At 49.5% G+C, this 20,812-nt stretch carries 21 protein-coding genes; 14 read left to right on the forward strand and 7 right to left on the reverse strand.

The features are described 5' to 3' along the window. The first annotated feature begins 42 nt into the window (after window positions 1-42). From fabB to ACF8PK_RS03170, 3 genes are all read left to right on the forward strand, one after another. The gene (gene fabB, locus ACF8PK_RS03160; protein ID WP_004724617.1) at window positions 43-1,254 is read left to right on the forward strand and encodes a beta-ketoacyl-ACP synthase I; all 1,212 of its coding nucleotides are present in this window, start codon (window positions 43-45) and stop codon (window positions 1,252-1,254) included. Between the two features lie 248 nt (window positions 1,255-1,502). Continuing rightward, window positions 1,503-2,648 carry a 4-phosphoerythronate dehydrogenase gene (locus tag ACF8PK_RS03165; protein ID WP_004724612.1) on the forward strand — a complete coding sequence of 382 codons (1,146 nt, stop codon included), beginning with the start codon at window positions 1,503-1,505 and terminating at the stop codon, window positions 2,646-2,648. After that, window positions 2,632-3,645 (forward strand): aspartate-semialdehyde dehydrogenase, encoded by a 1,014-nt coding sequence (locus tag ACF8PK_RS03170; protein WP_004724610.1) that lies wholly within the window; start codon window positions 2,632-2,634, stop codon window positions 3,643-3,645. Before ACF8PK_RS03165 ends, ACF8PK_RS03170 begins: the two co-directional genes overlap by 17 nt. Before the next feature lie 53 nt (window positions 3,646-3,698). Here ACF8PK_RS03170 and fcrX read toward each other — a convergent pair whose 3' ends face one another. Continuing rightward, the gene (gene fcrX / locus ACF8PK_RS03175) at window positions 3,699-4,148 is read right to left on the reverse strand and encodes a ferric iron uptake transcriptional regulator FcrX (RefSeq protein ID WP_004724608.1); all 450 of its coding nucleotides are present in this window, start codon (window positions 4,146-4,148) and stop codon (window positions 3,699-3,701) included. 266 nt (window positions 4,149-4,414) lie between these two features. Here fcrX and ACF8PK_RS03180 point away from each other — a divergent pair, with 266 nt between their 5' ends. Continuing rightward, complete coding sequence (locus tag ACF8PK_RS03180; protein WP_014204625.1) at window positions 4,415-4,948, forward strand: DUF4442 domain-containing protein; 534 nt, start codon at window positions 4,415-4,417, stop codon at window positions 4,946-4,948. 7 nt (window positions 4,949-4,955) lie between these two features. Here the strand turns inward: ACF8PK_RS03180 and ACF8PK_RS03185 are convergent, their stop codons facing one another. Next, a complete protein-coding gene (locus tag ACF8PK_RS03185; protein ID WP_206980549.1) occupies window positions 4,956-5,852 on the reverse strand; it encodes a LysR family transcriptional regulator in 897 nt (298 codons plus the stop codon). A gap of 123 nt (window positions 5,853-5,975) precedes the next feature. Between ACF8PK_RS03185 and ACF8PK_RS03190 the strand changes: the two genes are divergently transcribed. Both ACF8PK_RS03190 and ACF8PK_RS03195 read left to right on the forward strand, forming a co-directional pair. After that, window positions 5,976-6,383, forward strand: coding sequence for a CidA/LrgA family protein (locus ACF8PK_RS03190; protein WP_038150800.1), 408 nt, complete (start codon window positions 5,976-5,978; stop codon window positions 6,381-6,383). Window positions 6,384-6,392: 9 nt separating this feature from the next. Further along, window positions 6,393-7,082: an LrgB family protein gene (locus ACF8PK_RS03195; protein WP_086027258.1), complete on the forward strand. Its 690-nt coding sequence runs from the start codon at window positions 6,393-6,395 to the stop codon at window positions 7,080-7,082. Window positions 7,083-7,153: 71 nt separating this feature from the next. Here the strand turns inward: ACF8PK_RS03195 and fldA are convergent, their stop codons facing one another. The 3 genes from fldA to ACF8PK_RS03210 form a co-directional block, all read right to left on the reverse strand. After that, the gene (gene fldA / locus ACF8PK_RS03200; RefSeq protein WP_004724600.1) at window positions 7,154-7,681 is read right to left on the reverse strand and encodes a flavodoxin FldA; all 528 of its coding nucleotides are present in this window, start codon (window positions 7,679-7,681) and stop codon (window positions 7,154-7,156) included. A 54-nt stretch (window positions 7,682-7,735) separates the two neighbouring features. Beyond that, the gene (locus tag ACF8PK_RS03205) at window positions 7,736-7,957 is read right to left on the reverse strand and encodes a DUF2788 domain-containing protein (RefSeq protein ID WP_004724598.1); all 222 of its coding nucleotides are present in this window, start codon (window positions 7,955-7,957) and stop codon (window positions 7,736-7,738) included. 133 nt (window positions 7,958-8,090) lie between these two features. After that, the gene (locus tag ACF8PK_RS03210; protein WP_392440038.1) at window positions 8,091-8,855 is read right to left on the reverse strand and encodes an alpha/beta fold hydrolase; all 765 of its coding nucleotides are present in this window, start codon (window positions 8,853-8,855) and stop codon (window positions 8,091-8,093) included. Between the two features lie 92 nt (window positions 8,856-8,947). Here ACF8PK_RS03210 and seqA point away from each other — a divergent pair, with 92 nt between their 5' ends. Next, window positions 8,948-9,487 carry a replication initiation negative regulator SeqA gene (seqA, locus tag ACF8PK_RS03215; protein WP_004724593.1) on the forward strand — a complete coding sequence of 180 codons (540 nt, stop codon included), beginning with the start codon at window positions 8,948-8,950 and terminating at the stop codon, window positions 9,485-9,487. 108 nt (window positions 9,488-9,595) lie between these two features. Then, on the forward strand, window positions 9,596-11,242 hold the full coding sequence (gene pgm, locus ACF8PK_RS03220; protein ID WP_014204628.1) for a phosphoglucomutase (alpha-D-glucose-1,6-bisphosphate-dependent): 1,647 nt from the start codon (window positions 9,596-9,598) through the stop codon (window positions 11,240-11,242). Between the two features lie 51 nt (window positions 11,243-11,293). On the opposite strand, the gene ACF8PK_RS03225 is transcribed toward pgm, so the two are convergent. Beyond that, on the reverse strand, window positions 11,294-12,067 hold the full coding sequence (locus ACF8PK_RS03225; RefSeq protein ID WP_392440040.1) for a DUF1853 family protein: 774 nt from the start codon (window positions 12,065-12,067) through the stop codon (window positions 11,294-11,296). An 88-nt stretch (window positions 12,068-12,155) separates the two neighbouring features. Here ACF8PK_RS03225 and ACF8PK_RS03230 point away from each other — a divergent pair, with 88 nt between their 5' ends. After that, complete coding sequence (locus tag ACF8PK_RS03230; RefSeq protein WP_055465374.1) at window positions 12,156-12,914, forward strand: Nif3-like dinuclear metal center hexameric protein; 759 nt, start codon at window positions 12,156-12,158, stop codon at window positions 12,912-12,914. Between the two features lie 75 nt (window positions 12,915-12,989). Here the strand turns inward: ACF8PK_RS03230 and ACF8PK_RS03235 are convergent, their stop codons facing one another. After that, window positions 12,990-14,279 (reverse strand): citrate synthase, encoded by a 1,290-nt coding sequence (locus ACF8PK_RS03235; protein WP_004724584.1) that lies wholly within the window; start codon window positions 14,277-14,279, stop codon window positions 12,990-12,992. A gap of 394 nt (window positions 14,280-14,673) precedes the next feature. Here ACF8PK_RS03235 and sdhC point away from each other — a divergent pair, with 394 nt between their 5' ends. The 5 genes from sdhC to sucA all read left to right on the forward strand — a co-directional run bounded on the left by sdhC (window position 14,674) and on the right by sucA (window position 20,792). Then, entirely contained in the window at window positions 14,674-15,066 is a 393-nt protein-coding gene (gene sdhC / locus ACF8PK_RS03240) for a succinate dehydrogenase cytochrome b556 subunit (protein ID WP_038150794.1), read from the forward strand. Continuing rightward, complete coding sequence (gene sdhD, locus ACF8PK_RS03245) at window positions 15,060-15,404, forward strand: succinate dehydrogenase, hydrophobic membrane anchor protein (protein ID WP_038150792.1); 345 nt, start codon at window positions 15,060-15,062, stop codon at window positions 15,402-15,404. The genes sdhC and sdhD overlap by 7 nt, the downstream gene beginning before the upstream one ends. After that, entirely contained in the window at window positions 15,405-17,171 is a 1,767-nt protein-coding gene (sdhA, locus tag ACF8PK_RS03250) for a succinate dehydrogenase flavoprotein subunit (protein ID WP_004724577.1), read from the forward strand. Between the two features lie 14 nt (window positions 17,172-17,185). After that, a complete protein-coding gene (locus tag ACF8PK_RS03255; protein WP_004724576.1) occupies window positions 17,186-17,893 on the forward strand; it encodes a succinate dehydrogenase iron-sulfur subunit in 708 nt (235 codons plus the stop codon). Window positions 17,894-17,981: 88 nt separating this feature from the next. Continuing rightward, window positions 17,982-20,792, forward strand: a complete 2,811-nt coding sequence (gene sucA, locus ACF8PK_RS03260; RefSeq protein WP_275722683.1) for a 2-oxoglutarate dehydrogenase E1 component — start codon at window positions 17,982-17,984, stop codon at window positions 20,790-20,792. The last annotated feature ends 20 nt before the right edge of the window (window positions 20,793-20,812 follow it).

A 20,812-nucleotide genomic window follows, 5' to 3' on the forward strand; every position in this document is an offset into this window, starting at 1 on the left:
TTCGTTATTATTTAGCGGAATTTTGAATTATAGGAATGTCACATGAAACGAGTCGTAATCACCGGTATGGGTATTGTTTCAAGTATCGGTAACAACGTCGAAGAAGTTTTAGCGTCTCTTAAAGCAGGTAAGTCAGGCATCAATGCTTCTGAGCAATTCAAAGAGAACGGTCTTCGCTCGCAAGTTTGGGGTGATCTGAAAATTAACCCTGCTGAGCACATCGACCGTAAACAAATGCGTTTTATGGGTGATGCGGCGGCGTATGCATACCTATCTCTGGAACAAGCAATTGCGGATTCTGGTCTGTCTCCGGAGCAAGTGTCAAACGATCGTACTGGTATCATCGCGGGTTCAGGCGGTGCGTCTTCAATGAACCAGGTCACGGCTGTTGATACGTTGCGTGAGAAAGGCGTGAAACGTGTTGGTCCTTACATGGTGCCGCGCACGATGTCTTCAACAGTTTCTGCTTGTTTGGCGACTCCATTTAAAATCCGTGGTGTGAACTACTCGATCAGCTCAGCTTGTGCGACATCTGCACACTGTATCGGTAACGCCATGGAATTGATTCAGCTTGGCAAGCAAGACATCGTATTCGCCGGCGGCGGTGAAGAACTCGATTGGTCACTGACCATGATGTTTGATGCGATGGGTGCGCTGTCAACCAAATACAACGACACACCACAAAAAGCGTCTCGTACGTACGATGCAGACCGCGACGGTTTCGTGATCTCTGGCGGCGGCGGTATGGTCGTGGTGGAAGAGTTAGAACACGCATTGGCGCGTGGTGCGAAAATCTACGGCGAGATCGTGGGCTACGGCGCAACCTCAGACGGTTACGACATGGTTGCACCATCGGGTGAAGGCGCAGTGCGCTGCATGAAGATGGCGATGCAAAACGTAGACGCAGTGGATTACGTGAACACGCACGGCACATCAACACCAGTAGGTGATGTGAAAGAGCTGGGCGCGATTCAACAAATCTTCGGTGGCAACAGCCCTGCGATTTCGGCAACCAAAGCGATGACAGGTCACGCGCTGGGTGCTGCAGGTGTGCACGAAGCGATTTACTCGACGCTGATGCTGCACCACGGCTTCATTGCGCCAAGTATCAACGTTGAAAACCTGGATGAAGCGGCGCAAGGTCTGGACATTGTGACAGAGACGCGTGAGCAAGAATTAACGACAGTGATGTCGAATAGCTTTGGTTTTGGTGGCACGAACGCAACGCTCGTGATCAAAAAATACCAAGGTTAAGCACCTCATACCTTTAGGTAAAAGGTTTCCAGAACTGATCGGCTTCGCTGATCGAACAGACGCAGACTCTGTCCCATGGAGAGCGGGATAGGATCCTTTTGTTCTGGATGTTGCCCGGTGGCGAATTTGCCATCGGGCATTTTTATTCGTGCCCCTTTAGTCCTCGACACCGGCAGTGCTTTTCTGCACAATGCCTTGCAAACTTTCCAACACAACAACCAGTCAATTCAAATAGTGTGAACTCTGTTATGAAAATTGTGATCGACGAAAATATGCCTTACGCCGCAGAGCTGTTTAGTCAGCTTGGCGAAGTGGTTCTGAAACCGGGCCGTACATTGACGGCAGACGACTTGGTGGATGTGGATGCGCTGATGATTCGTTCAGTAACGAAGGTGAATGAAGCGCTGATTAGCAAAGCCAACAAGTTAAAATTCGTCGGCACTGCGACGGCAGGCATGGACCATGTGGACCAAGCACTGCTGGCAGAGCGTGGCATTTTCTTTACCGCGGCGCCAGGCTGTAACAAAGTGGGCGTGGCGGAGTACGTGTTCAGCGTGCTGATGGTGCTTTCACAGCAACAGGGATTCTCGGTATTTGATAAAACCGTCGGTATCATTGGTGCCGGTCAGGTGGGGACGTATTTGTCTGAATGTTTGATGGGGATGGGGATCAACGTGCTGTTGAACGATCCACCGAAACAGGCACAAGGGGACAGCCGTGAATTCACGCCGCTGGACGTGCTGTTGAGCCAGTCGGATGTGATCACGCTGCACACGCCGATCACCACCGAGGGGGAATGGCCCACCCATCATTTGATTGACAGCACGGTGTTGGAGAACCTGCGCAGCGATCAGATTCTGATCAACGCAGCGCGTGGCCCAGTGGTCGACAACGACGCGCTCAAAGCGCGCCTGCAACAAGGTGACGGTTTTACCGCGGCATTGGATGTGTTTGAATTTGAACCGCAAGTGGATATGGCATTGCTGCCGCTGCTGGCGTTTGCTACACCGCACGTGGCCGGATATGGCCTTGAAGGTAAAGCGCGTGGCACAACGATGATTTTTAACAGTTATTGTGAGTTCCTTGGGAACGCGTTGTGGGCGAACCCTTCAACCTTGTTGCCTGTGGCGCCAATCCCAGAAGTCACGTTAGATCGTGCATGGGATGAAGCGACGCTGCTGACACTCACACAACTGATTTACGATGTGCGTCGTGATGACGCCCTGTTCCGTCGCGAAATACACAAACCTGGCGCGTTTGACCAAATGCGTAAACAATATTGGGACAGACGTGAGTATAGCGCGATCACACTCGTTGGAGAGGCGACCTGTCATCTGGAGCCACTGGCGAAATTAGGTTTTAAAATTGAGGTAACGAATGAGCCAAGAATTTAATGTTGCCATCTTTGGCGCAACAGGCGCCGTAGGCGAAACCATGTTAGAAGTGCTACAGGAACGTAAGTTTCCTGTCGGCGAACTGTACCTGCTCGCAAGTGAGCGTAGCGAAGGGAAAACCTACCGTTTCAACGGCAAAACAGTCCGCGTCCAGAACGTGGAAGAGTTTGATTGGTCACAAGTGCACATTGCGCTGTTTTCAGCCGGTGGTGATCTGTCTGCACAGTGGGCGCCGATTGCTGCGGATGCGGGTGTGGTTGTGATCGACAACACGTCGCACTTCCGTTATGACTACGACATCCCGTTGGTTGTACCTGAAGTGAACCCTGAAGCGATTGCAGAGTTTCGTAACCGCAACATCATTGCCAACCCTAACTGCTCTACCATTCAAATGCTGGTGGCGCTGAAGCCGATTTACGACGCAGTGGGCATTGAACGCATCAACGTGACGACATACCAGTCGGTTTCAGGTGCGGGGAAAGCGGGCATTGATGAATTGGCTGGCCAAACGGCGAAGCTGCTCAACGGGATTCCTGCGGAGAACAAAGCATTCAGCCAACAAATTGCGTTTAACTGCATTCCACAAATCGATGTGTTTATGGACAATGGCTACACCAAAGAAGAGATGAAAATGGTGTGGGAAACGCAAAAGATTTTCAATGATCCGTCGATCATGGTGAACCCAACTTGTGTTCGTGTGCCCGTGTTTTATGGTCATGCGGAAGCGCTACACGTGGAAACCAGCGCGCCAATCGATGCCGAGCAGGTGATTGAGCTATTGTCACAAACGGATGGTGTGGAAGTGTTCCAAGGGGAAGACTTCCCAACGCAAGTGCGTGATGCTGGCGGAAAAGATCATGTGATGGTCGGCCGTATTCGCAATGACATCAGTCATCACAGCGGCGTGAACTTGTGGGTTGTGGCGGACAACGTTCGTAAAGGCGCAGCGACTAACGCGGTGCAAATTGCGGAAGTGTTGGTACGTGACTACTTCTGATTCAGTTTTGCCGACATGAAAAAAAACCACCGCTTGCGGTGGTTTTTTTATGGTTACTTTTTCGCTTTGTGTGCGTCTGGGTTGTCTTTACAACTCCCGTCTGCACATTTGCCGTACAGGTACAAACTGTGGTTAGTCAGTTGTACGTTGTACTGTGAAGCAATCTCTTTCTGACGTTGTTCAATCAATTCGTCCGAAAACTCAATTACTTCCCCACAGTCGAGGCACACCAGGTGATCATGGTGATGCTGAGTCGACAGTTCAAATACTGATTTGCCGCCTTCAAAGTGATGGCGTGTCACGATGCCTGCATCATCAAATTGGTTTAGTACTCGATAAACTGTCGCAAGGCCGATCTCTTCACCGAGATCAATCAGCTTCTTGTACAGCTCTTCAGCACTAATATGTTGGCACTCAGGCTGTTGTAGTACTTCTAAAATCTTTAGCCGTGGAAGGGTTACTTTAAGACCAGCATCCTTTAGCGCTTGGTTATTGTCTGACATATACTTTCCCGTTGATGATCTGCAGTAATGAACAGAAGTCAATGTTGTCCAACATTATAGGTTAGTCACAGCGAACAATAAACCACGAACTTCAAAGGGTTACTACTATTTTTTCGTAAAGCCGCGTGATATCACTGCTAAAAGTGCTCTGACCAGTTACAATTGTTTAACATTAACTGAGCGTTAAGTCTACGTCGTGATTAATAGACCCTGTCGATTTAAGCACTGATGTAGGCGGTCGAAATCGAGTCTAAGGCACGGAAAGCATGAATAAAACTCTCGCAAAGCTATATAAACCAAATATTGTCAAATGGGCGCTGAATAGCTGGCCGCCATTCTGGGGCGCGGGGATAAAAATTGAATCCATCAGTGACGATTTTCGCGAAGCCCGCATGCGGCTGAAATTGCGTTGGTGGAACAAAAACGCCAATCGCTCCCAATACGGTGGCAGCATTTTTTCGCTCACTGACCCAGTTTACTCGCTGATGTTGATGGGCATTTTAGGCGAGCAATATTATGTGTGGGACAAAGAAGCCAGCATCAACTTTATTAAGCCGGGTCATACCGATTTGTACGCGGAGTTTTTGATCCCTCAGCAGCAACTGGATGCGATTTTAAGTGCCACGGCTTGCGGTGATAAATGTTTCCCCGAATTTATCATCCACGTTAAAAATGCGCATGGCGAAGTGGTGTCTGAAGTGCATCGCAAACTGTATGTGCGGAAGAAACCGAAATACCGCGAAGATGCAGATGACCCGACGCAGGAGCGCGAATTGGCTGATTCCCAGACACTGTCCTAAAGAACATTCAAGGTTGGGGATACTTTTGATCTCGATAGTCACGGCACAGGCTGATCCACGCGTCGGCGGTGCGTGACACATAACGCTCTGAATGCCAGATGACGCCGAGTTGCCAGTCAATGGAAGGCGTCATGGTTTTGACCACCACGCCTTCGCCCTGTATGCGGTGACACAGCGGTTCGGGTAAGAAGGCCACACCAATCCCACTTTTGACCAACGCGACCAAGAAATCCCATTGGCTGCTGCGAGCGGCCACTTGCGGCACAAAGCCCTCTTGTTGGCACAAGGTGTCGATGTATTCGCTGAGCGTGAATTCTTGCGTGTAAACGTAGAACGGTTCGTCTTTTAGATCCTGCCAATGAACGGTCTCGAGATCGCGCCAAGGCGCGGTATCGGGCAACACTGCACGAATCGGATAGCTGTCGAGCTCTAAGGTGTTGAGGTTCTGCGCTGCATTTAAAGATAACATCGTCACTGCCACATCGAGATCGCCCTCAGATACCGCTTGCTCAATTTTTCGCCCGCCATATTCGACGATGGTCATTTCGACGTTTGGGTATGTTTGGCGGTAGCGGCGAATCAGGCCGGCGTAGACATGGCCGACCATCGGTGGGATCCCCAAGCGTAAATGTCCGCGTTGCAGTTCATTCAAATCGATGAGTTCCGCTTCGAGCTGCGACATCTGCGCGAGGATCTCTTGCGCGCGCTGAAACACGATGTCGCCAGCGTCGGTTAACCAAAAGCGTCGGCCTTCGCGATGCAAAAGTGGTTGCCCGACATCTTGTTCTAAGCTGCGAATCATCTTGCTGATGGTGGGTTGCGTGACAAACAATTTTTCTGAAGCGCGGGTAAAGCTTTGTTCATTCACCAACTCGACAAAATAACGCAGTGCTTTGATGTCCATGATTGTGCCCGTTGAATTAAACTATTCCATTTTGGCATAGATTTGATAATAAAAAGTCATTTTGTGACGGTTTTAAGCATGCTTATACTGTGACTAATTTCACAAAACAAGCGAAGAGCAAGCATGAAACGGGTAGGAAATAGCTTAATGACGCTGAGCCAGATTGCGGTACTGGCGTTGATTTGGTTTATCGCAGACTTTCTGGTGCGTGAGTTTCATTTACCCATCCCTGCCAACCTCACCGGGATGCTGCTGTTGCTGGCCTTGGTGTTTAGCAACATCGTGAAGGTGGATTGGTTGCGCCGCGGCGCAACATGGTTATTGGCGGAAATGCTGCTATTTTTTGTCCCTGCGGTGGTGGCGGTCGTGAACTATCAGGATCTGATGATTCAAGAAGGGCTGCGTATTATGGTGGTGCTGATTGTGAGCACGATTGTGGTGATCGCATCGACAGCTTGGGTGGTGGATAAACTGTATCGGTTTGAACTCAAACTGGCGCGTCGTAAAAGCAATCAATTGCGGAGAGCTTAAGTGATGAGCTTGAATGATTCACTCTTGGGCGTATTGTGTCTGGTGCTGACCTTGGCATTTTACTACGGCAGCAAATCACTTTATCGCCGCAAACGCTCCATCTTTTTGATGCCCTTACTACTGGCACCATTGCTATTAGTCGCAGTGGTCATGGGCTTTCACATTCCTTATCAGGATTACATGGCTGAATCACATTGGCTGTTGTGGATGCTTGGCCCGGCAACGGTGGCATTTGCGATTCCAGTGTATGACAACCGCCATTTGATTCAGCGTCATTGGTTGTCGTTGTCGGTTGGCGTGCTGGTGTCGGTGATTGTGGCGGTCGGCTCCACCGTGCTGTTGGCGCGTTGGTTAAACTTGCCAGAATTGCTGCAGCGTAGTCTCGCGATGCGTTCCATTACTACACCGTTTGCCGTTGAAGCCACCAAATCGATCGGGGGTCAGAGCGACCTAACCGCGCTGTTTGTGGTGTTGACTGGGGTGATTGGTATGGCTGTGGGCGAAGTTGTGTTGACCGTGTTGTCGATTCGTTCTCGCCTAGGTAAAGGTGCTAGCTTGGGCGCATCGGCGCACGGTGCGGGTACCGCTAAGGCTTATCAAATCGGCAATTCGGAAGGGGTGGTCTCAAGTGTGGTGATGATGATTGCTGGGATGGTCACTGTGCTGATTGCACCGCTACTGGGAAGCATTCTTTGGTAATGTGTTCTTCTTGGTCATGTGTTCTTCATGGATAAAAAAATCCCCAGCCTTGGCTGGGGATTTTTTATGGATTAGTCTTCAAGTTCAGCCAGACACATTTCGTCGTAAACTTGTTTGACCCATTTGGTCACGCGTTCTTCAGTCAGTTCAGGTTGGCGATCTTCATCAATACACAGACCCACGAAGTGGTTCTCATCAACCAGCGCTTTTGACGCTTCAAACTCGTAACCTTCAGTTGACCAGTGACCCACAACTGTGGCGCCTTTGGCTTCTACGATGTCACGCACAGTGCCCATCGCATCACAGAAGTATTCCGCGTAATCTTCTTGGTCACCACAACCAAAGATAGCAACCAGCTTGGTTGAGAAGTCAATCGCTTCTAGTTCTGGGAAAAAGTCGTCCCAGTCACATTGCGCTTCACCGTAATACCAAGTCGGGATACCAAGCAGTAGCAGATCGAAGTTGTCGATGTCTTCTTTGCTGCTTTTTGCGATATCTTGAACGTGAACAAGTTGTTTACCGAGTTGTTTTTGAATCATCTTTGCAATAGCTTCGGTGTTACCTGTATCGCTACCAAAAAAGATACCTACACTTGCCATAGAGTCTTTACCTTTAAATTGTAATGGGGTGGCGGATGGTTGAACGCTCAGGCATCAGCCCAAGCCAGTCCCTTCCCAACTAAGTTGGATAATGCCTTTGGCAATAAAGCCAGCACAACCTAAAAACAGAACAAGCCACACAATACGACGGCCAAATACCGGAACATTACCTTGTTTCAATACGTCTTTAATTGCCATCCCGATGAGGAAGAAAATAGACGCAAACAGGAGATCAAGTCCTATCGATTCGATCATGTTCATATAGTCGTACAGCATGGTTATCCTTTATGCCAATTTGCTTGCGCGCACTATACCATTGTTATACGGCAAAGTTAATGCGCGGATGAGAATCGATTTCACACTTGTATGAAGAGAACATCGTGGATGTTGCGTGGTGAAGCGGGCTGCCTCACAGGATAAATTTACGAATCGCGCGCAGTACTTCTGCCGGTTTTTCAGCATGCAGCCAGTGGCCCGTATTGGCAATGACATGCGCTTTGGCATGACTGAACTGGGCTTGTACCTGCGCTTGATGTTCGGCGGTCAGATAATTGGAGTCGCCACCTTTGATGAACAGGGTGGGTATGTCGCAGCGTGCGATCGGTTCCCAGCCCATGATCGATGTGTAGTTGGCTTTCAGTGCCGCGACGTTAAAACGCCACACCATCACGCTGTCTCGGTTCATCATCGATTTACCCAAAAACTGGCGCACTCCGTCGATTTCAACGTGTTTGGCTAAAATCGCCATGGCTTCGCTGCGTGATGACGGCTTTTGCTCCAAGACGGCTTCCAATCCGGCAATCACATTTTCGTGGCGGCGTTCGGTGTATGCGACGGGCGCCATGTCCAGAATCACCAGTTGCGCCACTTTTTCTGCCGCTATATCGGCGAGTTTCATCGCCACTTTGCCACCCATGGAGTGACCGATGATGGTCGCTTGTTGAATGTTGAGGTGGGTCAATAGCTGATCCACATCGGCGGCCATCAGCGCGTAATTGTGTGCGTCAGAGTGGAATGAGTGACCATGATTGCGCAGGTCGATACTCAGAACTTGATGATCGTTTTTTAGATCGCGAGCCAGTAGCCCGAGGTTATCCAGACTACCAAACAGACCATGGATCAAAACAACGGTGTGACCCTCACCTTCAAGTTTGTAATTCAGAAGTGCTGACATTTTATCTTATTAGTAATGGGTTTAACGTAGAGTCTCAGCGAAGATCTCGCTATAATCCCCCAGAGTTTAAACATTGAGATTGTGAAAAGCGAATGAAAACAATTGAGGTTGATGAGGATCTATACCGTTACATTGCAGGCCAAACCCTTCACATTGGTGAGAGCGCATCGGACATTCTGCGCCGCCTGTTGAACGTGGATGGTCAAAGCACTCCAGTGGCGCCTAAAGCGGCCGCGGCACCTAAAGGTATAGTGGTGAGTAAAGATGCTGGTCAGGAAACGAAACTGGATTGCGTGAAAGAAATGCGCTCTCTTCTGATTTCAGACGAATTTGCCGGTCTGAAAAAAGCGGTTGATCGTTTTATGCTGGTGCTTTCTACCCTTCATCGCATCGATCCAGCCGCTTTTTCTGAAGCGATGTTGGTGAAAGGTCGTAAGCGCGTTTACTTTGCCGACAATGAGCAAACCCTGCTGGCAAATGGTCAAACGACGAAGCCAAAGGCGATTCCAAACACGCCGTTTTGGGTGATCACGAACAATAACACCAGCCGCAAACAGCAGATGATTGAGCAAGTGATGATTCGCATGAATTTCCCAGCGGACATTATTGAAAAAGTTACTCAATCGATTTGATTTGTAACGATCGAGCACGAAAAGTCTGATTTGAACCTCATAATATGCAAACCAAACTGCGTATTATGAGGTTTTTTATTTGTCGTTATATTTTGAAAGGATGTCTTTATGGCAATGCACCCACGTGCAGGACAAAAAGCGCAACAGCAAGACCTGCATAATATTCCAGCACTTGTAGCAAACTACTACCTTCTTCAGCCGGATCCGAGTAATCCAAAACACAAAGTGGAATTTGGAACGTCGGGCCATCGCGGCTCCGCTGATAAAGCGACCTTCAACGAAAATCATATTCTGGCCATCGCACAAGCGATTGTTGAAGTGCGTGCCGCGCAAGGCACTGCAGGCCCAATCTTTGTGGGTAAAGATACTCACGCGTTGTCTGAACCAGCATTTAGCAGCGTTGTTGAAGTGCTGGTGGCCAACGGTATTGAAGTGATTGTGCAACAAGACAACGGCTACACGCCGACGCCGGGTATCTCTCACGCGATTTTGACGCATAACCTGAAACATGCAGAAAAAGCGGACGGCATCGTGATCACGCCATCGCACAACCCACCGCAAGATGGTGGCATCAAATACAACCCGACGCACGGTGGCCCGGCCGAAGGTGAGTTGACACAAGCGATTGAAAACCGCGCCAACCAACTGATTGCAGAAGGCTTGAGCGGCGTCAAACGTGTGTCGGTCACGGAGGCCAAAGCATCACCGCTGTTCAAACAAGTCGATTTGGTAAAACCATACGTCGATGACTTGGTGAATGTGGTGGACATGGCGGCGATTCAAAAAGCCAATCTGAAATTGGGTGTGGATCCACTGGGTGGCAGCGGCATCGATTACTGGCGTCAAATTGGTCAGGCGTACAACCTGAACCTGACATTGGTGAGCGAAGCTATCGATCCAACCTTCCAATTTATGTCTTTGGACAAAGATGGTGTGGTGCGCATGGACTGTTCATCTCCCTATGCAATGGCGGGTCTATTGGCACTGAAAGATGAGTACGATCTGGCATTTGGTAACGACCCAGACTACGACCGTCATGGCATCGTGACGCCCAAAGGCTTGATGAATCCAAACCATTTCCTCGCGGTGTGTATCGATTACTTGTACCGTCACCGTGACGGATGGGGTCAGGATGTCGCCGTGGGTAAGACGCTGGTCTCAAGCGCGATGATCGATAAAGTGGTGGCTGATCTTGGCCGTGAATTGTGCGAAGTGCCTGTGGGCTTTAAATGGTTTGTGGAAGGATTGTACAGCGGCAAATTCGGTTTTGGCGGTGAGGAGAGTGCCGGGGCATCGTTCCTGCGTAAAGATGGCACGCCTTGGTCAACTGACAAAGACGGCATCATCTTGTGTCTGCTTGCAGCCGAAATCACGGCGGTAACTGGCAAGAACCCGCAGCAATATTACGATGAACTGGCTGCTAAACACGGTGAATCGCAGTACAACCGAATTCAGGCTGTGGCGAATGGCCCGCAAAAAGAGGTGTTGAAAAAACTCTCTGCCGAGATGGTCTCTGCGCAAACGTTAGCTGGTGACCCCATCACAGCGCGTCTAACGCATGCGCCAGGTAACGGCGCTGCGATTGGCGGCCTGAAAGTGACCACTGATTTTGGCTGGTTTGCGGCGCGCCCATCGGGCACGGAAGACATCTACAAAATCTACTGCGAAAGCTTTAAAGGCGAGCAGCACCTGAAACAGATTGAAGCGGAAGCGCAAGAGATCGTCAATCAGGTGTTTAAAGACGCGGGCTTGTAAGCCGCATTGTCATAGAAAGGCGACCTTCGGGTCGCCTTTTTTATGCGGTTTTTATTCGAGAGCGCTGGATTGTGGTTCGCTGTGTGGCCAATGCCTCGGCACGATGAACCAAAAACGTCCGGATGGGGTCTGGCAATGCACAAAGCCTGATTCGCCGCCATCATACAGTTCTGAATCCTCGGTTCGTCCCGTGAGCCATTGCGCTTTGGTGAGTGTATACAGCGGCTCTTCAATCTGCGCTTGCTGATCCTGATAGCACCAGTAACCGTTGATTTGTGAGGTATTCAATGCAAAGCCGAGGCATTCGCTCGGTACATTTTCCGGTTCAAACGGATTCATGTATAAGCGCCCCTGCATCAACAGGTTTTGTTGTGCGTTTGCCCATAAGGGGTAGGTGTTCATAAACGCGTCGCTGGCAGACAGCGGTAACTGATGTTCGAGCATGTGAGCCAGTTTGAGATCGAGACGGTCTTGCGCGTTGGGGCCATACCAAAGCCCTTGATGCAGCAGATAAAACTTCACCGCCACTTCCCAGTGTTCATACTGCTCTGTGCGGCGATTTTTCACGATGAAATCAAGCGACCCCAAAGTGCGACCTGCTTGATTGAGCTGAATTTCTTCCGACACCGCATTGTAGCGGGGTGTGGCGGTAAACAGCTGTTGACACAAATACTGGTAGAGAAATCCCAAACGTTGATTGCCTTGATACATAGGCCATTCCGTCGGAATGTAGTGAATGAATGGCGTCTTCCCCGCAATGGGAGGGGAGGGTTGAAAAAGCGAGGGCGTTGATGCGACCCATTCCGTCAGTTGTTTTAAGTCCATATTCTCGTTATCCCATTGGCATCGTCTTCGACATTTTAGTCTTAAATTGTTATAACCTCGCCATGATTATCATGCAATGGACGAGAAGATGAATAATTTACAGTTTGAAGCATTGCTCAATGAGACGTTGTCTCCACAATTGATCAAAGATTACTGTCCCAACGGCCTTCAGGTGGAGGGGCGTTCGGAAATCAAGAAAATCATCACCGGCGTGACCGCGTCGAAAGCCCTGATTGAGCAAGCCATCGAACACAACGCTGATGCGCTGTTGGTTCATCATGGCTATTTCTGGAAAGGGGAAAGCGAAGCGATTCGTGGCATGAAAGGCGACCGGATTCGTCAGCTGATTAAACACGACATCAATTTATTGGCCTACCATCTTCCGCTCGATATTCATCCGCAACTGGGCAACAACGCGCAGTTGGCTAAGCGACTCGGGATCGAGGTTGAAGGCGGCCTCGAAGGACATCCTCAATCGGTCGCCATGTACGGCTCTTTAGCTGACGCGATGACGGGAGAAGCATTGGCTCAGCGTATTGCCGATGTGCTAAAGCGTCAGCCGCTGCATATTGCGCCAGAATTAAAAGATAAATTGATCAAAAAAGTGGGTTGGTGCACCGGCGGTGGGCAAGATTATATCGAGCTCGCAGCAGCGCAGGGGATGGATGCGTTTATTTCTGGTGAGATCTCTGAGCGGACAACGTATTCAGCGCGTGAGCTTAACATTCACTACTTCTCGGCAGGGCATCACGCAACAGAACGCTACGGCGTGAAAGCACTGGGTGAATGGTTGGCAAAAGAACACGGGTTTGACGTGACGTTTATCGATATTGATAACCCTGTATAAGCGGGGGAGGTCAGCCATAAAAAAAGAGCGAGGGTTGCCTCGCTCTTTTTGTTTATACACAAAACATCTGGGGTGTTATTCGCGCTCGTATAGCGGCACGAAATCACGCATCTTCTCACCCGTGTAAAGCTGACGAGGACGACCGATGCGGTTGCTTGGGTCACTGTGCATTTCGTTCCAGTGCGCAATCCAACCGATCGTACGAGACATTGCGAAGATAACCGTGAACATTGACACAGGAATACCAATCGCTTTCAGAATGATACCTGAGTAGAAATCCACGTTCGGGTACAGTTTCTTCTCAATAAAGTAGTCGTCAGACAGAGCGATGCGTTCCAGTTCCATTGCAACGTCTAGCAGTGGATCTTGAATGTTGAGCTCTTTCAGGACTTCATGACATGCTTCGCGCATAACTGTTGCGCGAGGGTCATAGTTTTTGTACACGCGGTGACCAAAGCCCATCAGACGGAATGGGTCATCTTTATCTTTGGCACGTTCGACGAATTCAGGAATTTGATCAACACTGCCAATCTCTTCCAACATGCGTAGACATGCTTCGTTTGCACCACCGTGTGCCGGGCCCCACAGAGACGCGATACCCGCTGCAATACATGCAAATGGGTTGGCACCAGAAGAACCCGCTAGACGTACTGTTGACGTCGACGCGTTTTGTTCGTGGTCTGCGTGTAGGGTGAAAATTTTATCCATCGCACGCGCAACCACCGGGTTGACATCGTACTCTTCACATGGTGTTGCGAACATCATGTGTAGGAAGTTCTCTGCATAGCCCAAGTCATTACGAGGGTAGATAAATGGTTGACCTACAGAGTATTTATAACACATTGCTGCCAGTGTCGGCATTTTAGACAGAAGACGATAAGCCGCGATCTCGCGGTGCACGTCATTATTAATGTCGAGTGAATCGTGGTAGAAGGCCGCTAGCGCACCCACTACACCACACATTACAGCCATCGGGTGAGCATCACGACGGAAACCGTGGAAGAAGCTCGCGATTTGCTCATGAACCATCGTGTGACGAGTTACAGTCTTTTTAAACTCTTCATACTGTTTGCGATTAGGGGCTTCACCGTAAAGTAGGATGTAACACACTTCCAAGTAATCGGCGTTATTGGCTAACTGATCGATTGGGAAACCGCGGTGTAGCAGAACACCTTTGGCGCCGTCGATGTAAGTGATTTGAGATTCACAAGATGCAGTGGCAAGAAAACCCGGGTCAAACGTAAAGTAGCCATTTGAGCCAAGTTTACGAACGTCGATTACTTGAGGACCAATTGTCCCATCCATAATCGGCAGTTCGATTGGCGCTTTGCCTTCGATATGAAGGGTCGCTTTCTTATCTGCCATAACAATCTCCTTTGTTTATTATTTAATCCGTCCAGGATGTTTGTGTGACATTCTTGTACGTCCGATCTTAATCAAAGTCAATTCTTCTCCTCTGATGTGTGCACTTACTTTGATTTTTTATACATATAAAGTTAAAAATCTGTTCTGTGTAGCAAAAATTGTTACATCAATTGTTGTACAATGTTGCTAGCCGTATATTGGCGTAGCAAAATTTGGTGAAAACCTTATAAATACAAGGCTGAAAATAAATTTTTAGTGATGTTTTCATTCCTGCTGTTAACAACTATTTTACAATTTCGTTTCGATATTCGCCGAGAATTTGTTGAATAAATGTTAACTTTTGTAGGTTTGCGGCCAAATTTCATCCATAACTATAAATGCTCAATGGAGCTGAGTGAGCAAGCCCGTGAAAGAAAGAAAGTCAAGACCTGTTAATTTAGATCTGCAGACCATTAGCTTTCCGATCACTGCAATCGCTTCTATCCTTCACCGCGTGGCGGGGGTTATTACGTTTGTGGCGGTCGGCATTTTGCTTTGGTTATTATCCATCTCATTATCCTCTCCAGTAGGTTTCATGGAGGCGAGTGACATCGTCAACGGTTTCTTCGTGAAATTTATTCTGTGGGGTATTTTGACCGCACTGTCTTACCACATTGTTGGTGGTATTCGTCATCTGCTTATGGACCTTGGCCACTTTGAAGAGTTGGACACAGGTGCAATGAGTGCAAAAGTTGCGTTCGGCGTAACAGCGGTTCTATCTCTATTGGCGGGGGTTTGGGTATGGTAAAGAACGTTTCCTCATTTGGTCGTAATGGGGTTCATGATTTCCTATTGATTCGCGCCAGTGCGATCATCATGACGCTTTACACCATTTATATTGTTAGCTTCTGTGCTTTCACTGATATTTCTTATGTCTCTTGGACTCAATTCTTTGGTGGTACCTTCACCAAAGTCTTCACAATGTTGGCGTTAGTTTGCATCCTGATTCATGGCTGGATTGGCCTATGGCAGGTACTGACTGACTACGTGAAGTGTTCAAAACTGCGTGGCGGACTTCAGCTCGTCGTAATCGCAGTGCTGTTCGGATACTTTTTCTCTGGCCTATTTGTATTGTGGGGTGCGTAAGTGACTATTCCAGTTCGTGAATTCGATGCCGTAGTAATCGGCGCTGGCGGTGCAGGCATGCGTGCTGCACTACAAATCTCTGAGCAAGGCTTGTCGTGCGCCCTGCTTTCAAAAGTTTTTCCTACTCGTTCACACACGGTATCGGCGCAGGGTGGTATCACGGTTGCGCTGGGTAACTCTCATAAAGATAACTGGCAATGGCACATGTACGATACCGTTAAAGGTTCGGACTACATCGGTGACCAAAACGCGATCGAATACATGTGTAAAAATGGCCCTGAGTCGGTCATTGAATTAGAGAAAATGGGCCTGCCATTCTCTCGTTTCGACAACGGTACCATTTATCAGCGTCCATTTGGTGGTCAGTCAAAAGAGTTCGGTGGTGAGCAAGCGGCACGTACTGCGGCGGCAGCTGACCGTACCGGTCACGCTCTGCTTCATACGCTGTACCAACAAAACGTGAAACACAAAACCACCATCTTCTCTGAATGGTATGCCCTCGATTTGGTGAAAAACCAAGACGGCGCCGTCATGGGATGTACCGCGCTTTGCATCGAAACTGGCGAGATCTGCTATTTCAAAGCCAAAGCCACCGTGCTAGCGACTGGCGGTGCCGGTCGTATCTACGCATCGACTACCAACGCACACATCAACACGGGTGATGGTGTGGGGATGGCGCTGCGTTCAGGTGTGCCGATGCAAGACATGGAAATGTGGCAATTCCACCCAACTGGTATTGCTGGTGCGGGTGTACTGGTCACCGAAGGCTGTCGTGGTGAAGGGGGTTACCTTCTGAACAAAGATGGCGAACGTTTCATGGAACGTTATGCGCCAAACGCGAAAGACCTTGCGGGTCGTGACGTGGTTGCGCGTTCAATGATGATTGAAATCCGCGAAGGCCGCGGCTGTGATGGTCCATGGGGGCCGCACATCAAACTGAAACTGGATCACCTAGGTAAAGATGTACTTGAATCGCGTCTGCCTGGTATCTGTGAACTGTCGCGTACATTTGCACACGTCGATCCAGTGAAAGAGCCAATTCCAGTCATTCCAACCTGTCACTACATGATGGGTGGCGTGCCAACCCAGGTTTCTGGTCAAGCGATCAAACAAACTGCAGCCGGTCAGGACGTTGAAGTTCAAGGTCTGTTCGCGTGTGGTGAAATCGCATCGGTATCAGTACACGGTGCAAACCGTCTGGGCGGCAACTCGCTACTCGACTTGGTGGTGTTTGGTCGTGCCACAGGTCTGCATCTGGGTGAAACTCTGGCTGCACAAGCGGAAGCGCGTCCTGCCACAGCATCGGATATCGAAGCGTCTCTGGCTCGTACCATGCGCTGGGAAAACAGCAAAGGTGGTGAAGATCCAGTTCAAATCCGTAAAGACCTACAACGCTGCATGCAAAACAGCTTCTCGGTATTCCGTGAAGGTGACGCCATGGCAACGGGTCTGGAAGAGCTGAAAGTGATTCGTGAACGTCTGAAAGATGCACATTTGGCTGACAAATCTCAAGAATTCAACACGCAACGTGTGGAATGTCTGGAGTTGGATAACCTGATGGAAACCGCATTCTCCACGGCGGTCGCGGCAAACTATCGCACAGAAAGTCGTGGCGCCCACGCTCGTTTCGATTTCCCCGATCGTGACGATGCAAACTGGCTGTGCCACTCAATCTACAATCCGGAAACAGAGCAGATGAGCAAGCGTGATGTGAACATGGCGCCAGTTTATCGCGAAGCATTTCCACCAAAAGTACGTACTTACTAAGGGAGGACTGAACGATGAAACTGAATTTCTCTCTGTACCGCTATAATCCGGATGTAGATAAAAAGCCTTACATGAAAGACTATGTGCTTGAAGTGGAAGAAGGCTCAGATATGATGGTTCTTGACGCGCTCATTCTTCTGAAAGAGCAGGATCCAACCATCGCGTTCCGCCGCTCATGCCGTGAAGGTGTGTGTGGTTCGGATGGCTTGAACATGAACGGTAAAAATGGCTTGGCGTGTATCACACCGTTGTCAGCCATGAAAGGCAACATCGTGATTCGTCCATTGCCTGGTTTGCCTGTTGTGCGTGACCTGATCGTCGATATGACGCAGTTCTACGACAACTATGCGAAAGTGAAACCGTTCTTGATCGCCGATGATGCGCTGCCACCATCACGCGAGAATCTGCAGTCTCCTGAAGAACGAGCGCATCTGGATGGTTTGTACGAATGTATCATGTGTGCATGTTGTACAACCTCGTGTCCATCATTCTGGTGGAACCCTGACAAATTTATCGGTCCTGCTGGTCTGCTTGCGGCTTACCGTTGGCTAATTGATAGCCGCGATACCGCAACAGATGAGCGCTTATCAAATCTTGATGATGCATTTAGCGTTTTTCGTTGCCATGGCATTATGAATTGTGTAAGTGTTTGTCCTAAAGGATTAAACCCGACAAAAGCTATTGGCCACATCAAGTCGATGCTGGTGAATCGCTCGGTTTAATAGATAAGAATCGCAGGCCTTCGGGCCTGCCTTTTATAGCTCGGCATAGACCGAAGCAAACGTGAAAACTACTGGTTAAGGGAAAATAATGCACAACGGCGTGATGAAGGCATGGCTCGAGTCTTCACACTTGGCTGGCGCCAATGCAAATTATGTAGAAGATCTCTACGAACTGTATCTAAGTGATCCCGATCTGGTAAGTGAGGAGTGGAAACGTGTTTTTGAAGGGCTGCCTGCGCAACCTGACAATGTGGTTGAACAACCGCACTCACGTGTCCGTGACTACTTCCGACGACTCGCTCAAGAGACTAAGCATTACAATGTCCAAGTTAGTGATCCTGAAGTCGATGCTAAACAAGTAAAAGTATTGCAGCTGATCAACGCGTACCGCTTCCGCGGTCACGAAGCTGCGCAATTGGACCCTCTAGGTTTGTGGAAACGCCCGACCGTGGCGGAATTGGACCCTTCATTCCACAATCTCACCGAAGATGACATGGAAGAGACTTTCAACGTTGGTTCGTTTGCCATTGGCACCGAAACCATGAAGTTGAAAGACATCTATCAATCCCTCAATAACATCTATTGTGGATCGATCGGTGCAGAGTACATGCACATGACCGACACCGAGCAAAAGCGTTGGATTCAACAACGTCTGGAGCCCGTGGTAGGCCAGCCATCCTTTACCCTAGATGAAAAACGCACTTTCCTCGAAGAACTGACTGCAGCAGAAGGTCTGGAACGCTATCTCGGCGCGAAATTCCCTGGTGCAAAACGCTTCTCACTGGAAGGTGGCGACGCCATGATTCCAATGACCAAAGAGCTGATTCGCCATGCCGGTAAAACGGGCATGCGTGAAGTCGTTATCGGTATGGCTCACCGTGGTCGTCTGAACATGCTGGTCAACGTTCTCGGCAAGAAACCACAAGATCTGTTTGACGAATTTGCCGGCAAACACGATGAAACGTGGGGCACGGGGGACGTGAAATATCACCAAGGTTTCTCTGCTGACTTCGCAACCCCGGGTGGAGATGTGCATTTAGCACTGGCATTCAACCCATCTCACCTGGAAATCGTGAACCCGGTTGTCATGGGCTCGGTTCGTGCTCGTCAAGATCGCTTGGGCGATGAAGAGGGAAGCAAAGTTCTGCCAATTACCATTCACGGTGACTCAGCCGTTGCCGGTCAAGGTGTGGTTGCGGAAACCTTCAACATGTCGCTGGCGCGTGGTTACTGTGTTGGTGGTACGGTGCGTATTGTGGTCAACAACCAAGTTGGCTTTACGACATCAAACCCACGTGACACACGTTCAACCATGTACTGTACCGACATTGCGAAGATGGTTCAGGCGCCGATTTTCCACGTCAACTCTGATGATCCAGAAGCGGTTGCGTTTGTGACGCGTCTGGCACTGGATTACCGCAATGAGTTCAAACGCGATGTGGTGATTGATCTGGTGTGTTACCGCCGTCATGGTCACAACGAAGCGGATGAGCCGAATGCAACTCAGCCGTTGATGTATCAGAAAATTAAAAAGCATCCAACCCCGCGTAAGTTGTATGCCGATGTGCTGATTGATCGCAACGAAAGTGATATTGAAACTGCGACGCAGTTGGTGAACGAATATCGTGACGCACTGGATCGCGGCGAAGTCGTGGTGAAAGAGTGGCGTCCAATGGCGATGCACTCTGTGGATTGGTCTCCTTATCTGGGCCATGACTGGAATGAAGAATGGCAGAGCCAATACCCAATTGAGCGTCTGAAAGAACTGGGCCAGCGTTTGTGCCAGTACCCTGAAAGTCACAAACTGCAAAGCCGTGTAGAGAAAATCTACAACGACCGTATTGCGATGATTTCAGGTGAGAAGCTGCTTGACTGGGGGATGGCGGAGACGTTGGCTTATGCAACGTTGGTTGACGACAGTCAGCGCATTCGTATCTCGGGTCAGGATTCTGGCCGAGGCACGTTCTTCCACCGTCACTCGGTTCTGCACAACCAGAGCGATGCGAGCACTTACATCCCGCTGAGCAACATTCATGACAACCAAGGTCCATTCGAAGTGATCGACTCGGTGTTGTCTGAAGAAGCAGTTCTGGCGTTTGAATACGGCTACGCAACAGCGGAGCCAGGTGGTCTGACAATTTGGGAAGCTCAGTTTGGTGATTTCGCCAACGGCGCTCAAGTGGTCATTGACCAGTTCATCTCTTCTGGTGAGCAAAAATGGGCACGTTTGTGTGGTCTGACAATGCTGTTACCTCACGGTTACGAAGGTCAAGGTCCTGAACACTCATCGGCACGTCTCGAACGTTACCTGCAGCTTTGCGCAGAGCAAAACATGCAAGTGATTGTTCCATCGACCCCAGCGCAGGTGTATCACATGCTGCGTCGTCAGGTGGTTCGTAAGATGCGTCGCCCAATGATCGTAATGTCTCCGAAATCACTGCTTCGTCACCCGTTGTGTGTGTCGACTTTGGAAGATTTGGCCGAAGGTACCTTCCAGCCAGCGATTCCTGAAGTGGATAACCTCGATCCGGCGAACGTGAAACGTGTTGTGTTCTGTTCAGGCAAGGTTTACTACGACCTGCTGGAACAGCGTCGCAGCAATGAACAAGATGACGTTGCGATTGTCCGCGTCGAGCAACTGTATCCATTCCCAATGGATGAAGTCCAAGCTGCGATTGCACAATACACGAACGCGGTTGACTACGTTTGGTGTCAAGAAGAGCCTCAAAACCAAGGCGCTTGGTACTGTAGCCAGCACAACTTCCGTGCCGCTATCCCTGCGGGTGCAGAACTGAAATATGCGGGCCGCCCGGCTTCTGCTTCACCAGCGGTCGGTTATATGTCGGTACACTTGAAACAACAGAAAGCGTTGGTTGAAGACGCTCTGACCCTAGCTTAAGAACTAGAACTAAAAGGAAG

Source organism: Vibrio sp. CJQ_6 (genome assembly GCF_043106745.1).
GTDB lineage: Bacteria > Pseudomonadota > Gammaproteobacteria > Enterobacterales > Vibrionaceae > Vibrio > Vibrio furnissii.

Coding starts and splice junctions, on each gene's coding strand:
- sdhD (WP_038150792.1), top strand. CDS start 15,060: ATGGTAAAGAACGTTTCCTCATTTGGTCGTAATGGGGTTCATGATTTC.
- ACF8PK_RS03180 (WP_014204625.1), top strand. CDS start 4,415: ATGAATAAAACTCTCGCAAAGCTATATAAACCAAATATTGTCAAATGG.
- pgm (WP_014204628.1), top strand. CDS start 9,596: ATGGCAATGCACCCACGTGCAGGACAAAAAGCGCAACAGCAAGACCTG.
- ACF8PK_RS03190 (WP_038150800.1), top strand. CDS start 5,976: ATGAAACGGGTAGGAAATAGCTTAATGACGCTGAGCCAGATTGCGGTA.
- fcrX (WP_004724608.1), bottom strand. CDS start 4,148: ATGTCAGACAATAACCAAGCGCTAAAGGATGCTGGTCTTAAAGTAACC.
- ACF8PK_RS03210 (WP_392440038.1), bottom strand. CDS start 8,855: ATGTCAGCACTTCTGAATTACAAACTTGAAGGTGAGGGTCACACCGTT.
- ACF8PK_RS03230 (WP_055465374.1), top strand. CDS start 12,156: ATGAATAATTTACAGTTTGAAGCATTGCTCAATGAGACGTTGTCTCCA.
- ACF8PK_RS03185 (WP_206980549.1), bottom strand. CDS start 5,852: ATGGACATCAAAGCACTGCGTTATTTTGTCGAGTTGGTGAATGAACAA.
- ACF8PK_RS03205 (WP_004724598.1), bottom strand. CDS start 7,957: ATGCTGTACGACTATATGAACATGATCGAATCGATAGGACTTGATCTC.
- ACF8PK_RS03225 (WP_392440040.1), bottom strand. CDS start 12,067: ATGGACTTAAAACAACTGACGGAATGGGTCGCATCAACGCCCTCGCTT.
- sucA (WP_275722683.1), top strand. CDS start 17,982: ATGCACAACGGCGTGATGAAGGCATGGCTCGAGTCTTCACACTTGGCT.
- seqA (WP_004724593.1), top strand. CDS start 8,948: ATGAAAACAATTGAGGTTGATGAGGATCTATACCGTTACATTGCAGGC.
- ACF8PK_RS03165 (WP_004724612.1), top strand. CDS start 1,503: ATGAAAATTGTGATCGACGAAAATATGCCTTACGCCGCAGAGCTGTTT.
- ACF8PK_RS03235 (WP_004724584.1), bottom strand. CDS start 14,279: ATGGCAGATAAGAAAGCGACCCTTCATATCGAAGGCAAAGCGCCAATC.
- ACF8PK_RS03255 (WP_004724576.1), top strand. CDS start 17,186: ATGAAACTGAATTTCTCTCTGTACCGCTATAATCCGGATGTAGATAAA.
- ACF8PK_RS03170 (WP_004724610.1), top strand. CDS start 2,632: ATGAGCCAAGAATTTAATGTTGCCATCTTTGGCGCAACAGGCGCCGTA.
- fabB (WP_004724617.1), top strand. CDS start 43: ATGAAACGAGTCGTAATCACCGGTATGGGTATTGTTTCAAGTATCGGT.
- fldA (WP_004724600.1), bottom strand. CDS start 7,681: ATGGCAAGTGTAGGTATCTTTTTTGGTAGCGATACAGGTAACACCGAA.